The 22,028-nt window shown below is 62.7% G+C and carries 21 protein-coding genes and 1 pseudogene; 12 read left to right on the top strand and 10 right to left on the bottom strand.

Going from position 1 to position 22,028, the window contains the following annotated elements; genetic code table 11:
• Positions 1-71 precede the first annotated feature (71 nt).
• Positions 72-842 carry an aspartate dehydrogenase domain-containing protein gene (locus ACOJTB_RS20295; RefSeq protein WP_420104334.1) on the top strand — a complete coding sequence of 257 codons (771 nt, stop codon included), beginning with the start codon at positions 72-74 and terminating at the stop codon, positions 840-842.
• A gap of 278 nt (positions 843-1,120) precedes the next feature.
• Here the strand turns inward: ACOJTB_RS20295 and ACOJTB_RS20290 are convergent, their stop codons facing one another.
• The 7 genes from ACOJTB_RS20290 to ACOJTB_RS20260 all read right to left on the bottom strand — a co-directional run bounded on the left by ACOJTB_RS20290 (position 1,121) and on the right by ACOJTB_RS20260 (position 8,669).
• Positions 1,121-2,473 (bottom strand): MmgE/PrpD family protein, encoded by a 1,353-nt coding sequence (locus tag ACOJTB_RS20290; protein ID WP_420104333.1) that lies wholly within the window; start codon positions 2,471-2,473, stop codon positions 1,121-1,123.
• Between the two features lie 86 nt (positions 2,474-2,559).
• Positions 2,560-3,306, bottom strand: a complete 747-nt coding sequence (locus ACOJTB_RS20285; protein ID WP_420104332.1) for an SDR family NAD(P)-dependent oxidoreductase — start codon at positions 3,304-3,306, stop codon at positions 2,560-2,562.
• Positions 3,307-3,342: 36 nt separating this feature from the next.
• Positions 3,343-3,960: a TetR/AcrR family transcriptional regulator gene (locus tag ACOJTB_RS20280; protein ID WP_420104331.1), complete on the bottom strand. Its 618-nt coding sequence runs from the start codon at positions 3,958-3,960 to the stop codon at positions 3,343-3,345.
• Positions 3,961-3,999: 39 nt separating this feature from the next.
• A complete protein-coding gene (locus ACOJTB_RS20275) occupies positions 4,000-4,707 on the bottom strand; it encodes an ABC transporter ATP-binding protein (RefSeq protein WP_420104330.1) in 708 nt (235 codons plus the stop codon).
• Positions 4,700-6,517 (bottom strand): branched-chain amino acid ABC transporter ATP-binding protein/permease, encoded by a 1,818-nt coding sequence (locus tag ACOJTB_RS20270; protein WP_420104329.1) that lies wholly within the window; start codon positions 6,515-6,517, stop codon positions 4,700-4,702. Before ACOJTB_RS20270 ends, ACOJTB_RS20275 begins: the two co-directional genes overlap by 8 nt.
• Positions 6,514-7,386 carry a branched-chain amino acid ABC transporter permease gene (locus ACOJTB_RS20265; protein WP_420104328.1) on the bottom strand — a complete coding sequence of 291 codons (873 nt, stop codon included), beginning with the start codon at positions 7,384-7,386 and terminating at the stop codon, positions 6,514-6,516. The genes ACOJTB_RS20270 and ACOJTB_RS20265 overlap by 4 nt, the downstream gene beginning before the upstream one ends.
• A 56-nt stretch (positions 7,387-7,442) precedes the next feature.
• Entirely contained in the window at positions 7,443-8,669 is a 1,227-nt protein-coding gene (locus ACOJTB_RS20260) for an ABC transporter substrate-binding protein (RefSeq protein WP_420104327.1), read from the bottom strand.
• A gap of 319 nt (positions 8,670-8,988) precedes the next feature.
• Here ACOJTB_RS20260 and ACOJTB_RS20255 point away from each other — a divergent pair, with 319 nt between their 5' ends.
• From ACOJTB_RS20255 to ACOJTB_RS20205, 11 genes and pseudogenes are all read left to right on the top strand, one after another.
• Positions 8,989-10,152: an acyl-CoA dehydrogenase family protein gene (locus ACOJTB_RS20255; protein ID WP_420104326.1), complete on the top strand. Its 1,164-nt coding sequence runs from the start codon at positions 8,989-8,991 to the stop codon at positions 10,150-10,152.
• A gap of 47 nt (positions 10,153-10,199) precedes the next feature.
• Entirely contained in the window at positions 10,200-11,768 is a 1,569-nt protein-coding gene (locus ACOJTB_RS20250) for an AMP-binding protein (protein WP_420104325.1), read from the top strand.
• Positions 11,761-12,759: a thiamine pyrophosphate-dependent dehydrogenase E1 component subunit alpha gene (locus tag ACOJTB_RS20245; protein WP_420104324.1), complete on the top strand. Its 999-nt coding sequence runs from the start codon at positions 11,761-11,763 to the stop codon at positions 12,757-12,759. Before ACOJTB_RS20250 ends, ACOJTB_RS20245 begins: the two co-directional genes overlap by 8 nt.
• Before the next feature lie 18 nt (positions 12,760-12,777).
• The gene (locus tag ACOJTB_RS20240) at positions 12,778-13,755 is read left to right on the top strand and encodes an alpha-ketoacid dehydrogenase subunit beta (protein WP_420104323.1); all 978 of its coding nucleotides are present in this window, start codon (positions 12,778-12,780) and stop codon (positions 13,753-13,755) included.
• 18 nt (positions 13,756-13,773) lie between these two features.
• A complete protein-coding gene (locus tag ACOJTB_RS20235) occupies positions 13,774-15,018 on the top strand; it encodes a dihydrolipoamide acetyltransferase family protein (RefSeq protein ID WP_420104322.1) in 1,245 nt (414 codons plus the stop codon).
• A 3-nt stretch (positions 15,019-15,021) separates the two neighbouring features.
• Positions 15,022-15,420, top strand: a complete 399-nt coding sequence (locus ACOJTB_RS20230) for a hypothetical protein (protein ID WP_420104321.1) — start codon at positions 15,022-15,024, stop codon at positions 15,418-15,420.
• 53 nt (positions 15,421-15,473) lie between these two features.
• The gene (locus ACOJTB_RS20225; protein ID WP_420104320.1) at positions 15,474-15,857 is read left to right on the top strand and encodes a MaoC family dehydratase; all 384 of its coding nucleotides are present in this window, start codon (positions 15,474-15,476) and stop codon (positions 15,855-15,857) included.
• Positions 15,854-17,269, top strand: a complete 1,416-nt coding sequence (lpdA, locus tag ACOJTB_RS20220; protein WP_420104319.1) for a dihydrolipoyl dehydrogenase — start codon at positions 15,854-15,856, stop codon at positions 17,267-17,269. The genes ACOJTB_RS20225 and lpdA overlap by 4 nt, the downstream gene beginning before the upstream one ends.
• 46 nt (positions 17,270-17,315) lie before the next feature.
• Positions 17,316-18,497, top strand: coding sequence for a beta-ketothiolase BktB (gene bktB, locus ACOJTB_RS20215; protein WP_420104318.1), 1,182 nt, complete (start codon positions 17,316-17,318; stop codon positions 18,495-18,497).
• A gap of 195 nt (positions 18,498-18,692) precedes the next feature.
• Positions 18,693-19,447: pseudogene (locus ACOJTB_RS20210) on the top strand (IS3 family transposase); the annotation flags it as partial.
• Positions 19,438-20,220 (top strand): alpha/beta fold hydrolase, encoded by a 783-nt coding sequence (locus ACOJTB_RS20205; protein WP_420104317.1) that lies wholly within the window; start codon positions 19,438-19,440, stop codon positions 20,218-20,220. The pseudogene ACOJTB_RS20210 and the gene ACOJTB_RS20205, both read left to right, overlap by 10 nt.
• 191 nt (positions 20,221-20,411) lie before the next feature.
• On the opposite strand, the gene ACOJTB_RS20200 is transcribed toward ACOJTB_RS20205, so the two are convergent.
• The 3 genes from ACOJTB_RS20200 to ACOJTB_RS20190 all read right to left on the bottom strand — a co-directional run bounded on the left by ACOJTB_RS20200 (position 20,412) and on the right by ACOJTB_RS20190 (position 22,017).
• Positions 20,412-21,038, bottom strand: a complete 627-nt coding sequence (locus tag ACOJTB_RS20200) for a tyrosine-type recombinase/integrase (protein WP_420104316.1) — start codon at positions 21,036-21,038, stop codon at positions 20,412-20,414.
• Between the two features lie 138 nt (positions 21,039-21,176).
• A complete protein-coding gene (gene copM, locus ACOJTB_RS20195; protein WP_420104315.1) occupies positions 21,177-21,620 on the bottom strand; it encodes a CopM family metallochaperone in 444 nt (147 codons plus the stop codon).
• 22 nt (positions 21,621-21,642) lie between these two features.
• The gene (locus ACOJTB_RS20190; RefSeq protein WP_420104314.1) at positions 21,643-22,017 is read right to left on the bottom strand and encodes a hypothetical protein; all 375 of its coding nucleotides are present in this window, start codon (positions 22,015-22,017) and stop codon (positions 21,643-21,645) included.
• Positions 22,018-22,028 lie beyond the last annotated feature (11 nt).

Below are 22,028 nucleotides of genomic sequence, written 5' to 3'. Positions count from 1 at the left end.
AATTTATCGTTAATCGCTAAATGGAGCTGCGGCATCTTATCGGTGCGGGCCAGCCGAACTGGGATGGGCACATGAACTATCAAAGGGTCGGCATCATCGGAGCCGGCGTCATCGGAAACGCGATCTTCGACGCCATCGTCGCCCAAAATCTCGCCGCCGTGGACTACGTACTGGTCGACGAGCGCTTCGCGCCACCTGCCGACGCGACGCGTCTGCGCGAATACCTCACCACCGACGTCCGGCGCGCGCTCACGGCCCCCACGGATCTGGTGATCGAGGCGGCGCATCCCGACGTCGTCGCCGGGCTGGGCGCGGAGTTGCTCGCGAAAGGCGATCTCTGCGCCTTCAGTTCGTCGGCGCTGGCCGATGAGTCGGTCGAGGCCGCCGTCAGGCGGGCTGCCGCGACCGCCGGGACCCGCCTGCTGGTGCCACACGGAGCTGTGCTCGCCCTCGACGGGCTGAGTGACGGCCGCGATGCGATCGACAAGGTGATCGTGACCACGACGAAGAACGGGGCGAGCCTAGGAGCTGACACCAGCGCTCGCGGCGTGCTCTTCGAGGGGGCAACGCGGGACGCCTGCGTGCGCTTTCCGCGCAATGTGAACGTGCATGCCGCCCTGGCAATTGCCGGGATCGGCTTCGACCGCACGCGCAGCATCGTCGTGGCGGATCCCGAGACGCGACAGATGCGCCACCGGATCCAGGTGTTCGGTCAGGGCTTCGAGTGGGACATCTCGGTTAGCTCAACCACACTTGGCGGCGTTTCCGGGGCCTACACGCCAAAATCGGCAGTCGGATCGATCCAGCGGATCTTCGGCTTCCATCCAATCGCTGCTTGCTGAGACCAGGCAGGGTCAACCGCTGTCGCGCGCCACATTGCGGCCGAGCGCCGAGGCGGATTGCGCCAGAAGCTGACATTTCATGCCTGCCGAGGAGCGGACATTGAGATACAAAATACATCTCGGCTATTTCCGCAGTTGATAGCGCAGGAAACTCGGGTCAAAGCGCTTACACTCGGCGCGGGCCTTGACCGTAACGCTTCGGTGAGCGGCAGCTCTTCGATCCCAAACAACCGCCAACCATAGCTGAACGGATCGGAGATTGTTCTGGAGAGTTGAGATCACTGAGCCATGGCGCGTGCGGCTGCAAAGATTTTGATGATATCTTGTACAGTCTGGCCCGAGATCGATCTGACGATCGATTCGAGCTGATCATATAGGGAAGGATCAAGCCCGGCGGTCGCGCCCACGCGCCGAACGAGTCGAGAAACTCCGTGCCAGTCATACGCATAATCGGCGGCCGTCATTGTCTGCTTATGGACGATGCGTGTGCCATCTCCGACATCGGCGTCGATGACGGTCGATAGGTTCGGCACGTCCTGATCGGACACGACATTGATGCGCTCGATCAAAGCGGCGACCTGCCAGTCATCATAAGTGGTCATGTTCGTGATCGTCGGCGCGCCGCGTACCAGCGTCACCGCAACGCAGAAGGGAATGCTCATGAGCGTTCCGGAAATCGTAGAGAATGGGCCTTTGGCAAGCATCCCGGCATAGCTCGTCTCGTAAGGGTTCATCCGCACGGTGATCGCGTGAGGGTATCGCCCCGCCAGTTTTTCGCGCAGCGTCAGGGCTGCCTGAACCGGCGTCTGGTTAAAGGCGCAGACGGGATATGGCTTGAACGTCACGCGCTCGATCGCCCAGCGCTTCCCGAGCCCTTCCAGGAGCTTTTCAAGATCGCAGTCGGCTTTGACATAGGCACGCAAGAAACCCGCGTTGCCCTCGAATGCGTGAGGAGCGGTGACGGAGCCTGCACGCGCCAGAGCGGCCGCCGTCAGGCCGTTGCGAGCGGCGATGCCGACCTGATAGCGCCATTCGTCGGTGCCTTCGGCAAATGCCTGCAGCGTTCCTCCCGTGAATGCGGCAGCATTTGCCAGTGCGGAGGCGATGCCGTCCTCGCCGAGACCCATGAACGCCGCCGCCGCCGCCGCTGCGCCGAGCGTTCCGTAAAGCGGGGAGGCGCGCAGACCTAGTGGTGCGGTAAGGGAGCCATACGCCACGTCGAAAAGACCCGCGACCTCGTATCCCGCGAGAAGCGCAGGCAGGAAGCGCTTACCGTCGTAGCGGCCGGTCTCTGCCATTGCTGTCAACATCGGCATCACGATCGCGCCGACATGCACCGTTCCGCAGGTGTCCTCTTGCGCGAGCCCATGAAACAGCGCCGCGTTCGATAGGAGCGCAGCATCGATGCCGGCTTTTCGGCCGTCACCCAGCAGGGTCACACCGTTTGCGACCTCTCCGTGCGCTGCGAGTGCGGCTTGCGCCGCGACCCGATGGTAATGAGTGGGAAGGCCGCCGAGAGCGATCCCATAGCCGTTCAGCAGGCAGGCGCGCAGGCGATGTTCTACAGGCTCGGGAATGGTTCCGTCTCGGAGAGAGCATACGAAACTAGCGATCGTTGACGATACGGTCATGGCAACATCTCCGCGTCACGCCTGGAGGGGATCGCCAGGCGAGAGCCGGGCGGTTCAGCGCCTTTGCCTCTTACTGCAGCCAGCAGTCACCGCGCCCGTTTTCCGCCTTCTACGGGAAGGGCGACCCCGGTGACGAAGGACGAGCGATCGCAACACAGCCAGAGGATTGCTTCTGCAATCTCGTCGAGCGTGCCTGCCCGCCGCATCGGTGTCGACGAGACGATCATGTCGTCGAACCTGTCGCCGAACAGGCGGCCGCTCATAGGGGTGTGGAAGGAGCCGGGGCATATCGCATTGATGCGGATATTGTCCGCCGCGTGGGCGAGCGCAGCTGACTTCGTCAGACCGATCAATCCATGTTTCGATGCCGTGTAAGCGGGCATGACATCGACGCCGCCCAGCCCGGCGGTGGAGGCCACATTGACGATCGAGCCTGAGCCACTAGTCAACATGATGTTAATTTGGGCTCGCAGGCAGAGGAAGACGCCGGTCAAATTGACCGCGAGCACCCGATTCCATTCCGCTTCAGGATAGGCAGACGTGGGGGCCTGAATGCCTTCAATCCCTGCATTGTTGACAGCGCAATCGAGACCACCAAACCGCTCAAGGGCGTGATGGCACATGGCCTCGACCGAGGCATTGTCGGTCACGTCGCATAAAATGGCACTGGCCTGCCCACCATTTGCGAAGATGGTCGAGACCGTTTCTTCAACGGCTTCCTGGACGACGTCTGCGGCAACGATCATAGCGCCGTTCTTGGCTGCAAGAAGCGACGTGGCGCGGCCCAACCCGGAGCCCGCGCCGGTCACTAGACAGACTTTCCCCTTTAGCATTCGACAGCATCTCCCACTGTGCAAGCCATCAGGAGGCTAGCGGCATGGCAGTGCCACGACTTTAAGCGCCAGTTGCTCCATCTGATCGACGATCCGGAATAGTTCCGCTTCACGATCGTGTCGGTACCAAGCGAAAGCGAAGCTCGCCATGCCAAGGATCGTCCGTGCGGTGAGGCGCAAATCCTGGAAGTCAAAGATGCCGGCTTCTTTCCCGCGAGCCAGCATATCGCAGAGCCTGCGCTCGATCTGTCGGCGCATGCCCTGGATCTCCAGCGCCACGTCGGCCGGCAGGCTTGCCTCTTCGCGATAGTAAATCGCAACAAACCGATGGTTTCGCAGAGCGGCTTCGCAAAATGCCCGAACGAATTTGCGTAAAGCTATTGCCGGATCGGTCTCGGCCTCTGCGCTTTTTCCCACGCTAACGAGCGCATCGCTGGTGCCGCTCCGGCAAATCTCGACCAAGATGTCGATTTTGGTGTCGAAGTGATAATAGACGAACGGCTTCGTGGCTCCGAGGCGCTCGGCAATGGCCTCGACGCTGGTCTGCGAATAGCCTCTTTCATAAATCAGCACAGCAGCCTCTTGCAGGATGCGGTCGCGCTTGAGTTCGCGAATATCCCTCCAGAGCGCACGCTTGTCGTCGGCCTTACGCATCAGCAGCTTACCTCCGGGAGGCATCAGCCACGCCTCCCGTCATAAATAGGCCTCGGTGAGTTTCCGAGAGTGCAGAGGTTCGAGAAGGGTCTCTCGATCGCCATTCAGCACCATCGCGCCTTGTCGCATGACATAGCCGAAATCGGCAATCCGCAGCGCCAGCGCTGCCATCTGCTCCGTCAGCACCACAGTCGTCTGCAGGCGGCGACTGGTTTCGACGATGAAATCGAACACCTGTTGAACGATCACCGGGGCAAGTCCCAGCGATGGTTCATCCAGCAACAGGCACTCGGGAGAGCGTACCGTGGTGCAGGAGATGATCAGCATCTGCTGCTGGCCACCGCTGAGAAGTCCGGCCGGTACTGCGCGCTTCTCGGCAAGGATCGGAAAATGGCCGAAGGTCGCATCCCGCATCGTTGCAAACGGCGAGCGCCGGGGGCCAAAGCGCCAGGCCACCTCAAGATTTTCCTCGATGGTCAGTTCGCGAAATAGCCGACGGCCCTCGAGAACGCAGCCGAGGCCGAGCCTGGCCCTCTGATGGGCCTCAAGCCCTTTCAGATCATGTCCGGCGAGACGGATGTCTCCGCGGCTTGCCGTCAGGCCGGCAACGGCCCGGATGACAGAGGATTTACCGGCGCCGTTGGCGCCGAGGATCGCCGTGATTCGACCGGGTTCGGCCACCAGAGACAGCTCTCGAACTGCCACGATCGGGCCGTACGACACCGACAGACCACGGATTTCAAGCATGGGTGCTCTCTACGCGCCCGAGATAGCACTCGGCGACCCGTGCATCATTGCGCATCCCCGCCATGTCGCCCCGATAAATTTCCTCGCCGCTGTCGAGAACCACGACCTGATCAACCAGCCCTGCCAGAAAATCCATGTGATGGTCGATGATCAGAATGGCGGTGCCCTGCCGGCTGAGCTTGCCGATGACGTCCGAAAGCCTGTCGATCTCGCCTTCGGACAACCCGGCCGCCGGTTCGTCCAAGAGGAGAACCTCGGGCATGACCATCATGGCGCGGGCCACTTCCACCAGCCGCCTGTACCCGTAGGGCAGGGTGTCGAGCACATTATCGGCAACCTGCTCCAACTCCATGAAACGCAGGGTCTCGCGCGCGCGGGCCAGCATTGAGCGTTCACTGCTCATGGCCCTTCCGAGCCCGGTCGCGGCCTCGATCGCACTGTATCTCTCTCCGAGATGGCCACCCAGCATCACGTTCTCCAACACCGTGAAGCTGCCGACAAGGCGGGGATCCTGAAATGTCCGCACGAGCCCACGCTGGGCTATGGCGTGACTGGCGAGCCCCGAAATGTCGGCTCCCTTCAACAGCACCGTTCCCGCCGATGGCGGATAAATGCCGGCCAGGACGTTGACAGTGGTGCTCTTTCCCGAGCCGTTGGGGCCGACGAGAGCGACGACCTCGCCTGCCCGCAAGCTGAAGGAGAAATCGCGCACGGCGGTCAATCCGGCGAAGTCGCGGCGCAGGCCATTCCAGGCCAGCACAATGTCTTTCGGCTCGCTGCTTCGGCTCGGGCTGAAGGCCGAGCTGCCTGCCACAGCGTTCTGCTCTCCCAGAAGGCGTCTGCTAATGAAACGCGGCGGCAGGAACAGCAGGCCCGCGAGCCCACGCGGCATGACCACGAAGATGGCCACCAGAACCGCGCCATAGGCGATGAACTTATAGTCGGCGAAGGCCTCCAACTGCGTCGGCAACCATGTCAGGGCCACGGCACCGATGACCTGCCCGGCAAGGGAACCGAGGCCGCCCACCACGGAGATGACCAGAATTTCGATCGAACGATGCAGTTCGAAGCTCTCGGGCCCGATATAGCTGACGAGGTGCCCGTAAAGCCCGCCCGCCAGCCCTGCCAAACCTGCACTGATCACGTAGGCCTGGCGCTTCACCGCTGCGCTGTCGATGCCGATGCTACGGGCGGAAACCTCCGATACATGGATCGCCAGATAAGCCCTGCCGAAACGACTGCGGGTGAAGCGGTCGAGCATGAACAGCGCAGCGGCAGCGACACAAATCAGCAGGCGCAGATAGTCCGTCGTGGTCAGCATGTGCCCGAAGATGCTCAGCATCCTGAGCTGTGGGGAAGGCACGCCGACGACGCCCATGACGCCGCCCGTCACGTCGTTCCATTCCCGAACGATCTCGACGAACATCATGCCGAAGCCGAGCGTCATCATCGCGAGGTAGAACTCGCGCACACGGCCGGCCGGGAACGACAGGAGATAACCCGCGAACGAGGCCAAAAGAACGCCCGCCGGAAGGGAGGCCCAGAGCGGCCATGAGCCGTTCTTCACCAACAGCACCGAGGCGTAGGCGGCGATGCCCATGAAAGCCGCCTGGCAAAGCGAAATCTGCCCGGCCATGCCGGTCAACAAGTTGATGCTTTGGGCAAGCAGCATGTTGACGATCGCGAAGGACACCATCTGGCGGAGGCCCTCGCTCATCGAGGGGGCGCCGAACCAGAGCGCCAGGCAAAGAAGTCCAGTCGCGTAGACGTTGCAGAATAGCCGCGTCAGGGTCATGCGCAGATGGTTCATACCTTCACCGCCTCTTCCTGACCGAAGAGGCCCTGGGGCCGCACCGACAGCATCAAGACCAGCACGGCCAGGGAAATGCCGTGGCCAGCGGCGGTCGAGACGTAGCCGCCCACGACCTGCTCCAGCACGCCGATAAGGAGGCCGCCGGCAAGCGCGCCCCAGTTTCGGCCGAAGCCGCCCACAATGCCGGCGACGAAGCCCGAAATCAGGAGATTGAAGCCGAAGGCCGGATCGACGGTGCCGATGATCTGCGCGGTCAAGATGCCGGCAACGCCGGCAAGTGCGCCCGATAAAGCGAAGGAGACGATGACAACCCGTGAGACCGGGATGCCGAAAAGGCTTGCAAGCTCACGGTCCTGAGCGACGGCCCTGACGACGCGGCCCCAAACCGTTCTGTGCAACGCCAGTTCCAGCAGACAGATGGTGGCGAGGGAAAAGCCGAAGACGACGACGTATTGCAGCCCGATCCGTATCCCGAAAACCTGAACGAATGCCGAGGAGCTGAACACCACATCCGGGAAAGCGACGGCTTGCGTGCCGAGATATTTCGACACGATGCCTTGGATGAGAATGCCGAAGCCGAGGGTTGAGACCGCCCAGCCCATGCTGCCTGCCGCTTTCAGAACTGGCCGAACGCTGATCCGCTCCGCAGCGACCATGGTGATGGCCGCGGCAGCGATCCCAAGCAGGCTCGCCATCCAGATCGGCAGACCGGCACCGGCCATGAAGACCGTCGCCATCGCGCAAAGCATCAGGATCGAGCCTTGCCCGAAGTTGACGGTCTTCGTGGTCCAGAACGTCAGGTTGAGCGTGATCGCGATCAGCGCGTAGATCGAGCCAACGCTCAATCCCGCGACGACCAGCGCCATCGTGAACGCCATGATGTCTTCCTATCCGCTGTGATGGCCCGCCCAGGGGGCAGCACTCACGTGCGTGGCAGGACCTCGAGGCCGAGGCGGTTTCCTTGCTTGACGACTTTCAGCATCGCGAGGCTCTGCGGCCCGATGCCGTGATGACGCTGCTTAGAGAAACTGTAGGTCGTATTGACGCCGGGGAAGCCGTCCAGTCCTTCGATCGCCGCGATGACCTTCGTGGACTCGGTCGAGCCGGCACGTCTGATCCCTTCCAGCAGCACGTTCAGGCCGTCGAATGCGGGAATGACGATCAGCGACATCTGGATCTGCGGACGATCGGCGTCGGGACCCCAGTAGCGGTCCGCCCCGAATTTTGCCTTGTAGGCGTCGATGAATGCGGTGACCTCAGGACGACGCTTGACGTCGACCAATGCCGAGACCATGGGCGCGATCGTGCCGACCGCAGCCTCCCCGGCGCCTTCGAAATAGGGCAGAGACAACCCGCCGGCACTGGTCACAAGCGGCTGCTGGAGACCGAGGCGACCCATGCTGCGGCGGATGTTGACGAGATCGGTGCCGAGCCCGACCACCAGCAACGCTTCGACATCGGCGCGCTGGATGCGCACGAGTTGCGCTGTGACATCAGTTGCGCGCTGGTTGTAGGATTCGGCGAGGATCTTCATGTCGGGGTTAATCTGCTTGATGACTGCCAGCAGCGTGTCCCGACCCGAAACGCCATAGCTCGTGCTCTCGTGAAGCAGGCCGATCGATTTATAGGTTTTGGCGATGTAGCTGCCGAGAACCTCCGCCTCGACGGGGCTCAGGATCCCAAACTGGAAAACATTGGGGCGAGGAGGCTTTTCGAGGCCTGCGGGATAGGTGGCCGCGGGCGCCTGGGCTAACGGGTTGATGAAGACGCGGCCGTCCGCGGTCGCCATATCGACCACCGCCATGGTGGCGCCGCTGCCAGCCGGGCCCAGGATGCCGACCAGACTCGCGTCGTCCAGCAACCGGCGCATGTTCTGCGCTGCGCGATCGGGCACCATCTGATCGTCCAGCGCGGTCGCGATCTCGACCTTGCGGCCGTTCACGCCGCCCTTCGCGTTGCAGAGATCGATGGCGAGATCGAAGCCGCGACGAGTTCCTTCGCCGAACTCGTTATAGGGGCCGGTCAGAGCGGTGGTCAGCCCGAGCCTGATCGTCGAGCCGTCCTGAGCAAGCGCCACGGCCCCACTTTTCAGGAGGGCCGAAGCCGTGAAAAGGCATCCGATGGCTGTGCGCCGGGTCAGTCTGGTCATGGTTCCCTCCCAAGGGCATTCTCAAAACGTCGAGGTTCCGACGCGTTGTTTTTTATTCCGGTGAGTATGAACGAGTTTTCGCTGTCGATGCAAGCGGCTCGTTGGCCGGTAACGCGCCGGCATTTTTGCAAAGCCTTGTCGTCATTTTATCGCGAATTTTGGCGTCATAATCGTCATTATAGGTGCACCCGAACATCGCTTAGCTGCGCTTTGACGAATGGCTGTCGGTTGACATCCATGTTGAAATCGATCCAGATTCATACTCAAGAGTATAAATATCGGCTCGATCATACGAGCCGTCGCCGGACGGAGGTGACCCTTGGATTTCGAATTCTCGCCAGACCAGCGCGCTTTGCAGGACCTGACGCGCCGATTCGTCGAACGTGAGATCTCTAAGGACGCGGTGGCGATCTGGGATCGGGAGAATGAGTTCCCACTGCCTCTTCTCGACAAGATGGCTGAGATCGGCCTGATGGGTGCGTCCATCCCGGAAGAGTACGGTGGGTCGGGTGGTGGCGTGATGGAGGAGACAATCGTCCTTGAGGAGCTCGCCAGACACAGCTCAACCGTCGCTCTGGCCTACGGCCTCGATATCTCGTTCGGCGCGGTGACCATCGAGCGGCATGGAACCGAGGCGCAGAAGCAGGAATTCCTGCCGCAGATTGCGAACGGCGCCGTACATTTTGCGCTTTCCATGACAGAGCCCGATGGTGGCACGGACATTCTGGGCGCGATGAAGACGACGGCGGTTGCCGAGGGAGACGACTACGTCATCAACGGTGCGAAGGTCTTCACGACTGGCATCAACATCGCTTCGTATCTTTTCGTCGTTGCTCGCACTTCGCGCGATCCCGAAAAGCCGTCGCGTGGCTTGACCGTATTTCTCGTCCACAAAGACACCCCTGGCATCTCGTGGAATAAGATCGAGAAGCTCGGCTCGAAATTCCTCCACTCCTATGAGGTCGTTTATCAGAACGTCCGCGTGCCGAAGTCCTCGATCATCGGCCAGGAAGGGCGCGGCTGGCACGCGGTTCTCGATACGCTGAACAACGAGCGCATCTTCATCGCCGCAACCTGCGTCGGGTTGGCGCAAGGCGCGTTCGAAGATGCGAACCAGTACGCCAAGGAGAGGCGTGCCTACGACCGCCCGATCGGGCAATTCCAGGCGGTCCAACACCAACTCGCCGAAACGCTGACGGACATCGAGCTGGCGCGGCTGATGACCTATAAGGCAGCTTGGATGCAGGACAAGGGACAGGATTGCTCGCTGCCGGCTGCGATGGCGAAGCTCTTCGCCTCTGAAGCGGCGTTCCGCGCGACCGATCGGGGCATGCGGGTGATGGCCGGCTATGGCTTCACCATGGAATACCACATGCAGCGTTACTACCGTGATATCCGCCAGCTGATCTTCGCCCCAATAACCAATGAGATGAATAAGAATTTTATCGCGCAGGTCGGCTGCGGCCAGCCGAAATCATACTGACCATAAGAACAAGACAAGCGGTCGATCGTGATGCGGGAGGCATCGCCATGGATGTATCGGGCACCCAGACTCTATCGGATGTTCTGGAGCAGCGGGTCGCTGCCCATCCGGACAAGGATTTCCTCGTTTTCGAAGCGGATGACGGATCGGTCGCGACGCTGAGCTACCGCGCCTTCGCCAGCCGGGTCGACCGGATCGCGAATGCGCTTTCTGACCGCGACGTCCGTCCGGGCGATCGGGTTGCGGTGATGCTCAGCAATTGCCCCGATTTCATCGTCTGTTGGTTTGCGATCACGCAGGCGGGGGCGATTATGGTGCCCGTCAACGTGCTCTATGCGCCCGACGAATTGCGCTATCTGCTCGACACCACCGAAGCGGTTGCCCTCGTCACCGAGCCGAAGTTCATGCCGACCTTCAGGCAGATCGCCGAGCATTGCCGGCATCTGCGGCTGAAATGGCTGGCGCGAAGCCAGGACAGCATGCCCGACTTCGATGCTCTGTCCGACATCGAGCGGGCGGCTTCGCCGGACCACCGCGTGGTGGCGGTCGAGGGGGACGCCCCAGCCCAGATCATCTTCACCTCCGGCACGACATCGCGGCCTAAGGGCGCGATCCTGAGCCATCGCGCCACGGTCGTTCAGGGCATCGCGACCGCGATGCTCTTCGGTCTTCGACACGATGATCGCTGCTGCGTCGTGCTGCCGCTTTTCCATGTCAACGGTCAGTATGTCGGGGTGATGCCGACGCTGACGGTCGGGGGCACGGTCGTGCTGCTTGAGACGTTCAGCGCGCGCAATTACTGGAATCAGGTTCGGCGCCATCGTTGCACCGGAATCAGCATCGTGCCGATGATCCTGCGGACGATGCTGTTGCAGCCGCCCAGCGAAACCGACAGCAAGCACGATGTCCGCTTCTCTTTCTATGCGCTGCCGACCTCATCCGAGGAATGGACGCATTTTGAGAACCGCTTCGGTGTGCGTCTGATCGAGGGCTACGGGTTGTCGGAGACCCTCGGCATCTGCTCCTCGAATCCGGTCGTTCACGGCGTCACGAAGCGACACTGCATCGGCCTGCCCTTGTTGGGCTGCGAAATGCGTGTCGTAGACGAAAACGGCAAGGGTGTGCCGCGCGGCCAGGTCGGACAGATTCAGGTCAAGGGGCCAGCGCTGTTCTCCGGATATTACGCCAATCCCGAGGAAACCAGGGCCTGCATGACCGACGGCTGGTTTTCAACCGGCGACAACGCATCGATTGATGGAGACGGCTACTTTCACTTCTTCGATCGCTCGAAGGACGTCATCAAGCGCGCCGGCGAGAACATATCGGCGTCAGAGGTCGAGCGTGTACTGACGGAACATCCCGGAATCGCGGAGGCCGCGGTGATCGGGGTGTTCGATCCGCTGCGCGACGAAGCGGTCAAGGCCTTCGTCGTGGTCCAGGCCGGCGTGTCGCTGACCGAGTCCGACGTAAAGGAATGGTGCGCGCGCCACCTCGCCAAATTCAAGGTCCCATCCTTCTGCGAATTCAGGTCTTCGCTACCCCGGACCTCGATTGGCAAGATCATGAAGCATCAACTCAAGGCGGAGGAAAAGAATGCCCGAGCCCTCAATGCCTGACATCTCCGGCGCCGGCTCGAACGAGGTTTCGCATGAGCAGAAGGCGCTTCATCGCACGCTCTACGAGAGGCTGGCCCTGATCCGCTGCTGCGAGGAGCAGCTCAACGACGCTTTCGCGCAAAATCTCTTTCCCGGGTACATTCACTCATATCTCGGGCAGGAGGCTTGCGCGGTCGGTGTCTGCTCCGTGCTGCGAAAGGACGACACCATCGTGTCGACCCATCGCGGGCGAGGTCATTATCTAGCCAAGGGCATGCCGCTGAAGCCGATGATGGCTGAGATGTTCGGCAAGGCGACCGGTATCGGTGGCGGCCGCGGCGGCGAAATGCACGCGGCTGATCCCGAGCACGGCATTCTCGGCGGCAACGGCATCGTCGGGGGTGGGATCCCCTATGCGGCAGGAGCCGCCTATGCGGCGGTGCTGGATGGTGCCGACCGGGTCTCCGTGGCCTTTTTCGGAGAAGGGGCGAGCAACGAGGGTTCTTTCCACGAAACCTTGAATGTTGCGGCTGCTTGGAAGTTGCCGCTGATTATGGTCTGCGAAAACAATCTCTACGCGGAGATGACGCCTTTCCGCGAGACAGTTGGCGAAGCCGACGTCGCGAAGCGGGCGGAAGGCTATGGCGTGCCCGGCGAGATCGTTGACGGCAATAACGTACTCGCGGTTCTCGATGCGGCTAGGCGTGCGGTCGCACATGCCCGCAGCGGGGCCGGACCGACTCTCCTAGAGCTAAAGACCTATCGCTGGGGCGGCCATTTCCAAGGCGACCCGCGCAAGTACCGAAGCCGGGAGGAGGAGGCGCTATGGCAGGAGCGTTGCCCGCTACGCCGCTTTCGAGAACTTGCGCATGAAACCGGCACGCTTTCGGCTGATGAGGCGGACGCAATCGACGCCGAAGCGGCCGAGGCGATCGCAGCGGCGATCCGGTACGCGCTGGAGAGCGCCGATCCCAAGCCCTCCGATGCCCTTCTCAACGTCTACGCATCCTAGCGGCGGATACAGATCACGATGGCGATGAAAAACTACTGCTGGGCGGTCATCGACGCGATGCGCGAGGAGATGGCGCGCGACAAGGACGTCTTCCTGCTGGGCGAGGATGTCGCAGCCGCAGGGGGGGCCTTCGGTGGTTCACGCGGGCTGCTCGATGCTTTCGGTCCGCTGCGGGTGCGCGACACTCCGATCAGCGAGGAGATCATCGTTGGGCTGGCCGTCGGATCGGCGATGATGGGCAAGCGCCCGATCGTCGAGATCATGTTCATGGACTTCTTCGGCCTCTGCCTCGACCAGATCGCGAACCAGGGCGCCAAAATGCACTACCTCTACAATGGCGCCTTCAAGGTGCCGATGGTGATCCGGACGCTGGTAGCGACCGAGATGGGCATCGGGCCGCATCACTCGCAGTCGTTGGAGTCCTGGGTCGCGCATGTGCCGGGACTGAAGGTGGTGATGCCGAGCTCGCCGCGCGACGCCAAGGGGTTGCTGAAATCGGCCATTCGCGACGACAATCCCGTGATTTTCATCGAACATCTTGCCCTCCACAAGATGAAGGAGGAGGTCGGGGACGACGAAGATTTTCTGATCCCTATCGGCAAGGCCGAAATAAAGCGGCAGGGCGAACACGCGACGCTGATCGCGACGGGTCTCATGGTCCACAAGGCACTCACTGCGGCCGAGATGCTGTCGCGCGAAGGCATTGAGGTAGAAGTGGTCGATCCCCGCAGCATCAGCCCGCTGGACATGGATACGATCGCCGCCTCCGTTGCGAAGACCAACCGCGCGCTCGTGGTGACGAGCGCCCACCGCAATTTCGGGTTCGGCTCGGAGGTCGCTGCCGAGATCATGGAACGCTCGTTCTACGATCTCGACGTTCCGGTGCGGCGGCTCTCGCCCCCCTTCACGCCGATGCCCTTCGGCAAGGCCAACGAGGACTTCCTGATACCGAACGCCGAGCGTATCGCCGCCGCCGTGCGCGAACTCGTCGCCTGAGCGGCCGGAGACGACGTCATGACGCACGCGGTCAACATCCCCAAGCTTGGCCTCACCATGGAAGAGGCAACGCTGGTCGAATGGCACTATCCCGATCGGGCGCACGTCACCAAGGGGACGCCGCTCTTCACCATTGAGACCGACAAAATCTCGTCGGAGATCGAAGCCGAGCATGACGGCTTTCTGCAGCAGGCTGCGATGGTCGACGCGGTGCTGCCGGTAGGCGCGCTCGTGGGCTACCTGCATGCTCAGGCTACGGACGAGGCGGGTCCGCTTGGGTCCAAATCCGCGATGCCGGTCGAGCGCGGTTCATCGGTTCCGGACGTTGCTGTGGTCGGTGTGCAGCTGGAGCCTCCCCCTCGCCATGCTGCATCACTGGCCGATTCAGACGGCCAGCGCCTGCTCATTTCGCCCGTCGCGCGCCAGATTGCGACCAAGCGGCAGGTCGATCTCAAGCATCTCCGCGGCTCGGGACCCGGTGGCGTGATCCTGCGACGCGATGTCGAGGCGGCGCCCGGCGCGCCGGCGGCGACGGGGAACGTGCCGACTGCGGTTGTGGAGGATGGAGTCGCCGCCAGGCGCCCGCTTTCCGGCATGCGGAAGGCCGTGGCACGCCGGATGATGGATAGCCTGTCGGGCAGCGCCCAAATGACCGGATTCGGCAAGATCGACATGACGGAGGTCGTCGGCGTTCGCGGCGAACTCGTCGCCGCCGCGTCGACTCTGGGTGCTCGGATCACCTACACCGACATCGTCTTGAAGGCATGCGCCCAGGCCTTGCGCGAGATGCCGGAGATCAACGCCTCCATCGTCGGCGACGAGATCGTGACCTGGAGCGCGGTCAACATCGGCTTGGCCGTTTCGGTCGACGACGGCTTGCTAGTGCCGGTTCTGAAACGGGTGGATGAACTCAACCTGATCGAGATCTCGCGGTTGCGCCAGGATCTCATCGACAAGGCGCGCAGCCGGACGCTCGAACGGAGCGACATCGAGGGCGGTACGTTCACGCTCAGCAACTTCGGTAGTTATGGCGGTGACTTCGAGACGCCGATCCTCAGCCCGCCGCAATCCGCGCTTCTTGGAATTGGGCAGATCGCCGAGGAGGCTGCCGTGCGGAACGGGCAGATCGTCATCCGCTCTGCGATGATGATGAGCCTTACCTTTGACCATCGGCTGATCGACGGGGCGCTGGCCGGCCGGTTTCGGGCGCGGATCAGGGCGTTGCTCGAACAACCTTCCCTTCTCCTGGCCCTGCTGAGGTAAGCGATGGATCCGGCACTTGTGGCCTATGATACGGCCCCTCTCGATCAGGTCGTGTGCGAGGGACGTTACGAGGTGACGCGTGAGAGCATCGCGCGCTTCCGCCGACTGATGGGCTATGGCAAGGCGACATCCGACGTCACCCCGGCTCCCTCCAGCATGGGCCTGATCTACGGACTGCGCCTGGGTTGGGAATTCGGTGTTTTCCCACCCGGCGCCATCCGGATGGGCGATGACGACAGATTCGGCGTCGGCGTCCGGGCGGGAGATGTGCTGCTGACCCGGCTGCGCATCGTCGAGAAATTCGAGCGCAAGAACCGCAAGTTCATGAGATACGAAATGACGACCCTGAATCAGGGCGACGAGTTGGTCTGCTCCGTTGCCTTCACGGCGATCGTGCCGTGAGCGATCCTTCGAAGTCCGGCCAGACGGCCGCCCGCGCCTTCATAATCGGTGCGGTGCTCCCCGAGCGGTCCATCGTCATCAGCCAGGCTCTCATCGACGAGTACGCCGCGCTCTCGGGCGATTACAACCCGCTGCATGTCGACCCTGCCGCTGGCGAAGCAGCAGGCTTCGGCGGCCCGATCGCACATGGCTGCATCCCGATGGAGCCTCTTTGCCAGGCGCTCCAAGCGTTTCTTGAAGCGGACGAACTGCCGGCCGACACCGCCATTCGCCTTCGCTATCGTGCACCATCGCGGCCGGGCGACGTGATCCGCTCTCGCGCCGTGGTGACAGGACTGGCTCATGCGGGCTCGCGCGAGGTCGCAACCATCGGCTTCGCATGCCTCAACCAGCGCGACGAGACGGTGCTGGACGGTGAGGTAGAGGTCTCCGCATGAGCGCTTCTCCTGCTCGAAGTCTGGTCGTTATCGGCGGCGGGATCGGCGGTTACACCGCAGCCATCCGCGCGGCTCGGGCCGGGCTCGATGTCACGTTAGTCGAGAAAGTGAGGCTGGGCGGGACCTGCCTGAATATCGGCTGCATTCCGACGAAGAGCCTTCTCCACCATGCGCGCCGCTTTCGGGCCGTCCAGGACAGTCAAGATTTCGGGGTCGATCCCGACACACTTTCGGTCGATTTCGATACGCTCATGGCCCACAAGGCTGCGGCCGTGGCCAAGCTCGTCGGCGGCGTCGAGACGCTCGTACGCCGCAACAAGATCAGGCTGGTGGGAGGGACGGCGGCCTTTCGGGACGCCGCCACGCTGGAGATTGCCGAAAGTGGCGAGAGGCTGACCGCCGACGCCTTCATCATCGCGACGGGATCGGAGCCGATCCTACCGGATCTGCCGGGCATCGACCTTGCCGGTGTGGTCACGAGCGAAGGCGTCCTGTCGCTGCCGAGCCTGCCGCGCCGGCTGCTGATCGTCGGCGGAGGCGTCATCGGGGTTGAGTTCGCCCAGATCTTCGTCAGCCTCGGCGTTGCCGTCACGCTGGTCGAACGCCTCGACCGCATTCTGGCGGAGGAAGACGCCGACATCGCCGCCGCTCTGGCGGACAGCCTGGGCCGGCAGGGGGTGACGATCCTCACGAGCGCGAGCGTGTCCGAAATCGCGTCCACCGAAGCAAGCCTCGTGACCCGGCTGAGCCTCGATGGCCGTCATGAAGCGATCGACGCCGACACGGTGCTGATAGCCGTCGGCCGCCGTCCGCTGACCCAGGGCCTCGGGCTCGAGCGGATCGGCGTCGCGACAGAGCGGAACGCGATCGCGACCGACGACGGCTGCCGCACGGCCATCTCCCATATCTACGCAATAGGCGACGCGCGGGGCGGGTTGCTGCTCGCTCACAAGGCCGCTGCCGAGGCTGAATGCGCCGTTTCGAATCTTCTCGGCAAGCCATCCACCATGGCCCCGGCGGTGATCCCGCGTGCCGTCTACACCAGCCCCGGCGTCGCCGCCGCAGGGCTGACGGAGGCCGAGGCCAGAGTTCGCCATGCCGCGATCCGTGTGGGGCGCTTTCCGTTCAGCGCAAGCGGCAAGGCCACCGCAGACGGAGCCGAGGACGGCTTCGTCAAGATCGTCGCCGACGCGGAGACGCAGCAGATCCTGGGGATCTCGATGATCGGCGAGGCCGTGACAGAACTCCTTGGCGAAGCGACACTCGCCGTGCAGATGGAACTGACGCTCGAAGCGCTCGCCCACACCGTCCATGCGCACCCGACCTTCGGTGAAGCACTCGCCGAGGCTGCTTACGAAGCGATGGACGCAGGCGCGATCCATCTGCCGCCACGCAGCCGTCCGAAAGCCTGACGGCTCACTTCAATCCTCTGACATTCAAACTGATCGGAATACGGGCATGGCGGATTCTGTCGTCGTCGTCGGAGCGGTTCGCACCGCGATCGGAAAGTTTGGCGGTTCTCTTGCGGGCCACGCGCCCTCGGCCCTCGGCGGCCTCGTGGCAGCGGAGGCGCTGAAGCGGGCCGGGATGGATCCCGCAGGGCTGGGCCACATCGTCTTCGGCAATGTCATCCCGACGGGGCCGCAGGACGCCTATCTCGCGCGCGTGGCGGCGGTCGAGGCCGGCATTCCCGTCGAGGTCCCTGCGATGACCCTCAATCGGCTGTGTGGCAGCGGCGTGCAGGCGATCATATCGGCCGCGCAGGCGATCATGCTGGGCGATTGCGATGCGGCACTCGCTGGCGGCGCGGAGGTGATGAGTCGTGCTCCGCATTACCTGACGGTGGCCCGCTTCGGCCAGCGGATCGGGGATGCAACGGCGCTCGACGGCCTCACGGGTATCCTGACCGATCCGTTCGGCAACGGCATCATGGGTATCACCGCCGAGAATGTCGCGGCGAAATACGGCATCTCGCGCGAGGATCAGGATGCCTTTGCTGCCGAGAGCCAGAGGCGCACCGCAGCAGCCGCCTCGGCTGGCCATTTCACGGATCAAATTCTTCCAATCGAGGTCGCCAAGGGACGCGCCCAGATTTCCTTCCAGGCGGACGAGTACCCGAAACCTGAGACCTCGCCTGAAACCCTTGCAGCTTTGCCCGCGGCGTTCCGAAAGGGCGGAACAGTCACCGCCGGGAACGCGTCAGGGATCAATGATGGGGCGGCGGCAGTGGTGCTGGCATCCGAGCGCCATGCCCGCTCGAACGGGCTCGAACCGATCGCGCGCATCGTTGGATACGCGCATGCCGGCTGCGAGCCTGGCCTCATGGGATGTGGGCCGATCCCCGCGGTTCGGGCGCTGCTGGCCCGGACCTCAATGTCGATTGGTGACTTCGACGTCATTGAGTCGAACGAGGCGTTTGCGTCGCAGGCCTTGGCGGTGTCGCGCGAACTTGAAATGAATCCTGCTCTTACCAACCCTGATGGCGGAGCCATCGCGCTCGGGCATCCTGTTGGGGCGACGGGTGCTATCCTCACGGTTAAGGCGATTTCCTATCTGAAGAGAACCGGAGGACGATTCGGGCTGATCACCATGTGCATCGGGGGTGGGCAGGGGATCGCACTGGCTTTAGAACGAATGTAACCTTTTGCCGTCGTCAGCAGCCATGAAAGCTTCCAATCGGCTGTGATGTCGCAGATTCTAACGGGTGGGTTGCGATCCCCCTGTCGATGCAGGTGACAGAAGCCTTGGACAGCGATTGCACTCGTGGCTGGGTCGTCGCTCTAAATGGCCGGTGTGGCCTGCCCCCTGAAAAGTGGTCCTCCGTGAAGTAGGCTTTTGAGCCTTGGAGGATGCCGCTATGGCGAGAAGAAGCATAAGCCTGAAGAGATCGTCGCGAAGCTGAGGCAGGTCGACGTGTTGTTGTCGCAGGGCCGGCCGGTTGCCGAGGCGATCCGTATGATCGGGGTGACGGCCTTCACCTATTATCGTTGGCGCAAGGAGTTCGGCGGCCTGAAGAGCGATCAGGTGAAGCGCTTGAAGGACCTGGAGAAGGAGAACGAGCGTCTGCGAAAGGCCGTTTCTGACCTGACGCTTGAGAAGCTGATCCTGGCCGAGGCTGCACGGGGAAACTTCTGAGCCCCGCCCGGCGTCGCCGCTGTGTCGAGCATGTCGTGGTGAAGCTCCGGGTTTCGGAGCGACTGGCGTGCCGGGTTCTGGGGCAGCATCGTTCGACGCAGCGAAAGCAGCCGCTGGGTCGAGCCGACGAGGCGGTCTTAACGGCTGACATTGTTGAGCTCGCCACCCAGTATGGGCGCTACGGCTATCGGCGGATCACAGCGTTGCTGCATGCCGCCGGCTGGGCAGTGAACGTCAAGCGCGTCGAGCGGATTTGGCGGCGAGAAGGGCTCGAAGTGCCTTGTCGGCAGCCGAAGAAAGGGCGCCTCTGGCTGAACGACGGTTCTTGCGTGCGGCTGCGGCCAGAACATCCCAATCACGTCTGGTCCTATGACTTTGTCGAGGACCGCACCCACAACGGCCGGAAGTTCCGCATGCTGAACGTGATCGACGAGTTCACCCGGGAATGCTTGGCGAAGGCCCCCGCCTCCTTCTGGTCCATGGCTTGGGCGGGACGTTGCACTCCTGGAGCACGATCGTCCCGGCGTTGTCGAAGGCGCGCGAGGTGACCGCGATCGACCTACCAGGGCATGGCCAAACACCAGCGACGGCAGACAGCGGCACCTTCGCTGGTCTTGCTGACAGCGTGGAGCGCTTCATCCTTGAGCAGGGGCTGGACGGCGTCGACATCGTAGGCAGTTCGCTTGGAGCTCGGATCGTCTTGGAGATGGCGCGGCGCGGGAGGGTCGGAGCTACTGTCGCTTTGGACCCTGGCGGTTTCTGGAGAGGCTGGGAGCGCACCTACTTCCGAACGACGCTCGCGGCGTCGATCCGTCTTCTCAGAGGACTGCGTCCGGCACTGCCGAGTCTCTCACGGTCAGCCGTGATGCGCAGCGCGCTTTTGGCGCAGCTCTCGGCAAGACCATGGCGCCTCGACGGGGAGGTTGTTGGAGCTGAACTGCAGAGTTTTGCCAGCACGAAAACCTTCGATGCTCTCGTGCGCGATCTTGCGACAGGGCCCGAGCAAAAAGGTCCCGCGGCTGATCCAGCCCGTACTCTCGTCATCGGCTGGGGCCGCCAGGACCGTCTGTGTCTGCCGCGACAAGCCGCTCGCGCTCAAGAGGCGTTCCCATCCGCCACGCTGCACTGGTTCTCCAATTGCGGTCACTTTCCAATGTGGGACCGCACAGACGAGACGGTGCAGCTCATTCTAGCAACGACGGGCAGCGGCCTGCGGCACGCTTCGTAGACACAGAGATCAGCTGTTTCATAAAGCCGGAAAGTGTTTTCGGCCAAAGGCTGCGGCGACGCGCCACTTCCTGACATTCATGCTTTGCCAAGAAGCAGACCTTCAGTGCGCCGCGAGCATCCTTCTTTGTGGCGGAGATGCCTGAATTCTTGGTCCGCTCCGGCGCGGCGGGAGCCGCCGCGCCGTCTCAATCAGATATCTGTTTGCTCAGACAACATCAGAGCATCATCGACTTCGATGCCGAGGTAACGGACTGTGCTCTCCAGCTTGGAATGGCCGAGCAGAAGCTGGCAGGCTCGCAGATTTCCGGTTCGCTTGTAGATGAGTGCGACTTTGGTGCGCCTGAGGCTGTGCGTGCCGTAAAGGGCAGGGTCGAGGCCGATCAGCGAAACCCAGTCATCGAGCAGGCGTCCATATTGGCGGGTCGTGACATGCTCGTCTTTATGGTTACGGCTGGGAAACAGCCAGTCGGCAGCGATGGATGGTCGTCGCCGAAGCCAAGCGGTCAGCGCTTCGCGCGTCGGATCAGTCAGTTCGAAAGGCACCGGTCGGCCCGTCTTCTGCTGGATGATCGAAGTCCGCAGCCTCACCGTGCCGCCGAGGACAACATCGCTGATCCGAAGGCGAACGAGATCGCAACCGCGCAGCTTGCTGTCGATCGCGAGGTTGAACATGGCGAGATCGCGTACGCGATGATCGTGCTGAAGCCGCGTTCGGATTGCCCAGATGTGCCGCGGCTTCAGCGGAGGCTTGGGACCAATCAGGCGTCCTGTGTTCCAGGCGGGACGTTGAGTGACGTTCTGCTGCTCAATCGACATTTTGCATCCTCCTTAGGAGGCCGCATCCAGCCGCACTCTAACACCACTCGATGACTGGCGGCGCCAAACAGCAGGCTGATCGCGAACCGCCGCTATAGGACCGCAGCCCGGATCAGCCCCCACCAGGCATGCCCTCGCTCACTTCGGAGCATTCTTGCTGAGCCACTCTCGCATCTCGGCGATCTCGCGCTCCTGGTCTTTGATGATCTGCGCGGCGAGAGACTTCGTCGTCTCGTCCTTGGCGTGAGCCAGCGCGACCTTGGCCATGTCAATCGCGCCCTGATGATGCGGGATCATCTTGGTGCGGAAGTCGATGTCGGGATTGCCGGTGTAGGGCACGGCCATATCGTGCATCATCTTCATGTCGGCGCTCTTGAAGTCCTTGGTCGAGGCCGCGTCGCCGGGCGAAGGCATCATGGTCTGCATGGATTCCATGCTCATGGCGCCGGCGCCCGTCTGGCCTTTCGGCGCACCGGTAGCCGCCGGCGCGCCATGGCTGCCATGCCCCTGATGCGAGGATTGAGCGGCCGCGGGCAAGGCGAGCATCAGGAGGATCAGCGCGGTCGGGATCGAGCGTGTCATCGGTAGGTCCTTTCTTCGGGGATCAGTTGTTGGTGAAGCGCGCCTGCAACGCGTGGCCGTCGGCGAGTGTCGCAGAGATCACGACCCTCGCGCCCGTCCCCAGCGGCTGGGCGAGCGTCCCGACCAGCTTGTTGGGTTCGACGGGGCTCAGCGCCACCGTCGCGGTCTTGCCGGCGTCCTGCACGATGGCGCGTGCCGCCTTCGTTCCCGCCGATGACAGCGGCTTGTCGGCGGCGTCGGTGAGGATGAGAACGAGTTCGGTCCCTTTCGCGACCATCTCGATATGGTGCCCGGCGACGTCGACGAGCGGGCCGCCATTGGGGCCTTTCGCCAGTTCGTGAGCTGAGGCTGTCGATACCAGGCCGATCAGGGCCAGAGCGGTGATCGATCTGAACATGGTCTTTCTCC

The sequence above is a fragment of the Allobosea sp. genome (assembly GCF_048595345.1).
Lineage (GTDB): Bacteria > Pseudomonadota > Alphaproteobacteria > Rhizobiales > Beijerinckiaceae > Allobosea.
The sequence above is the reverse complement of the archived record's forward strand: the minus strand, read 5'-3'. Positions and strand labels throughout refer to the sequence as shown.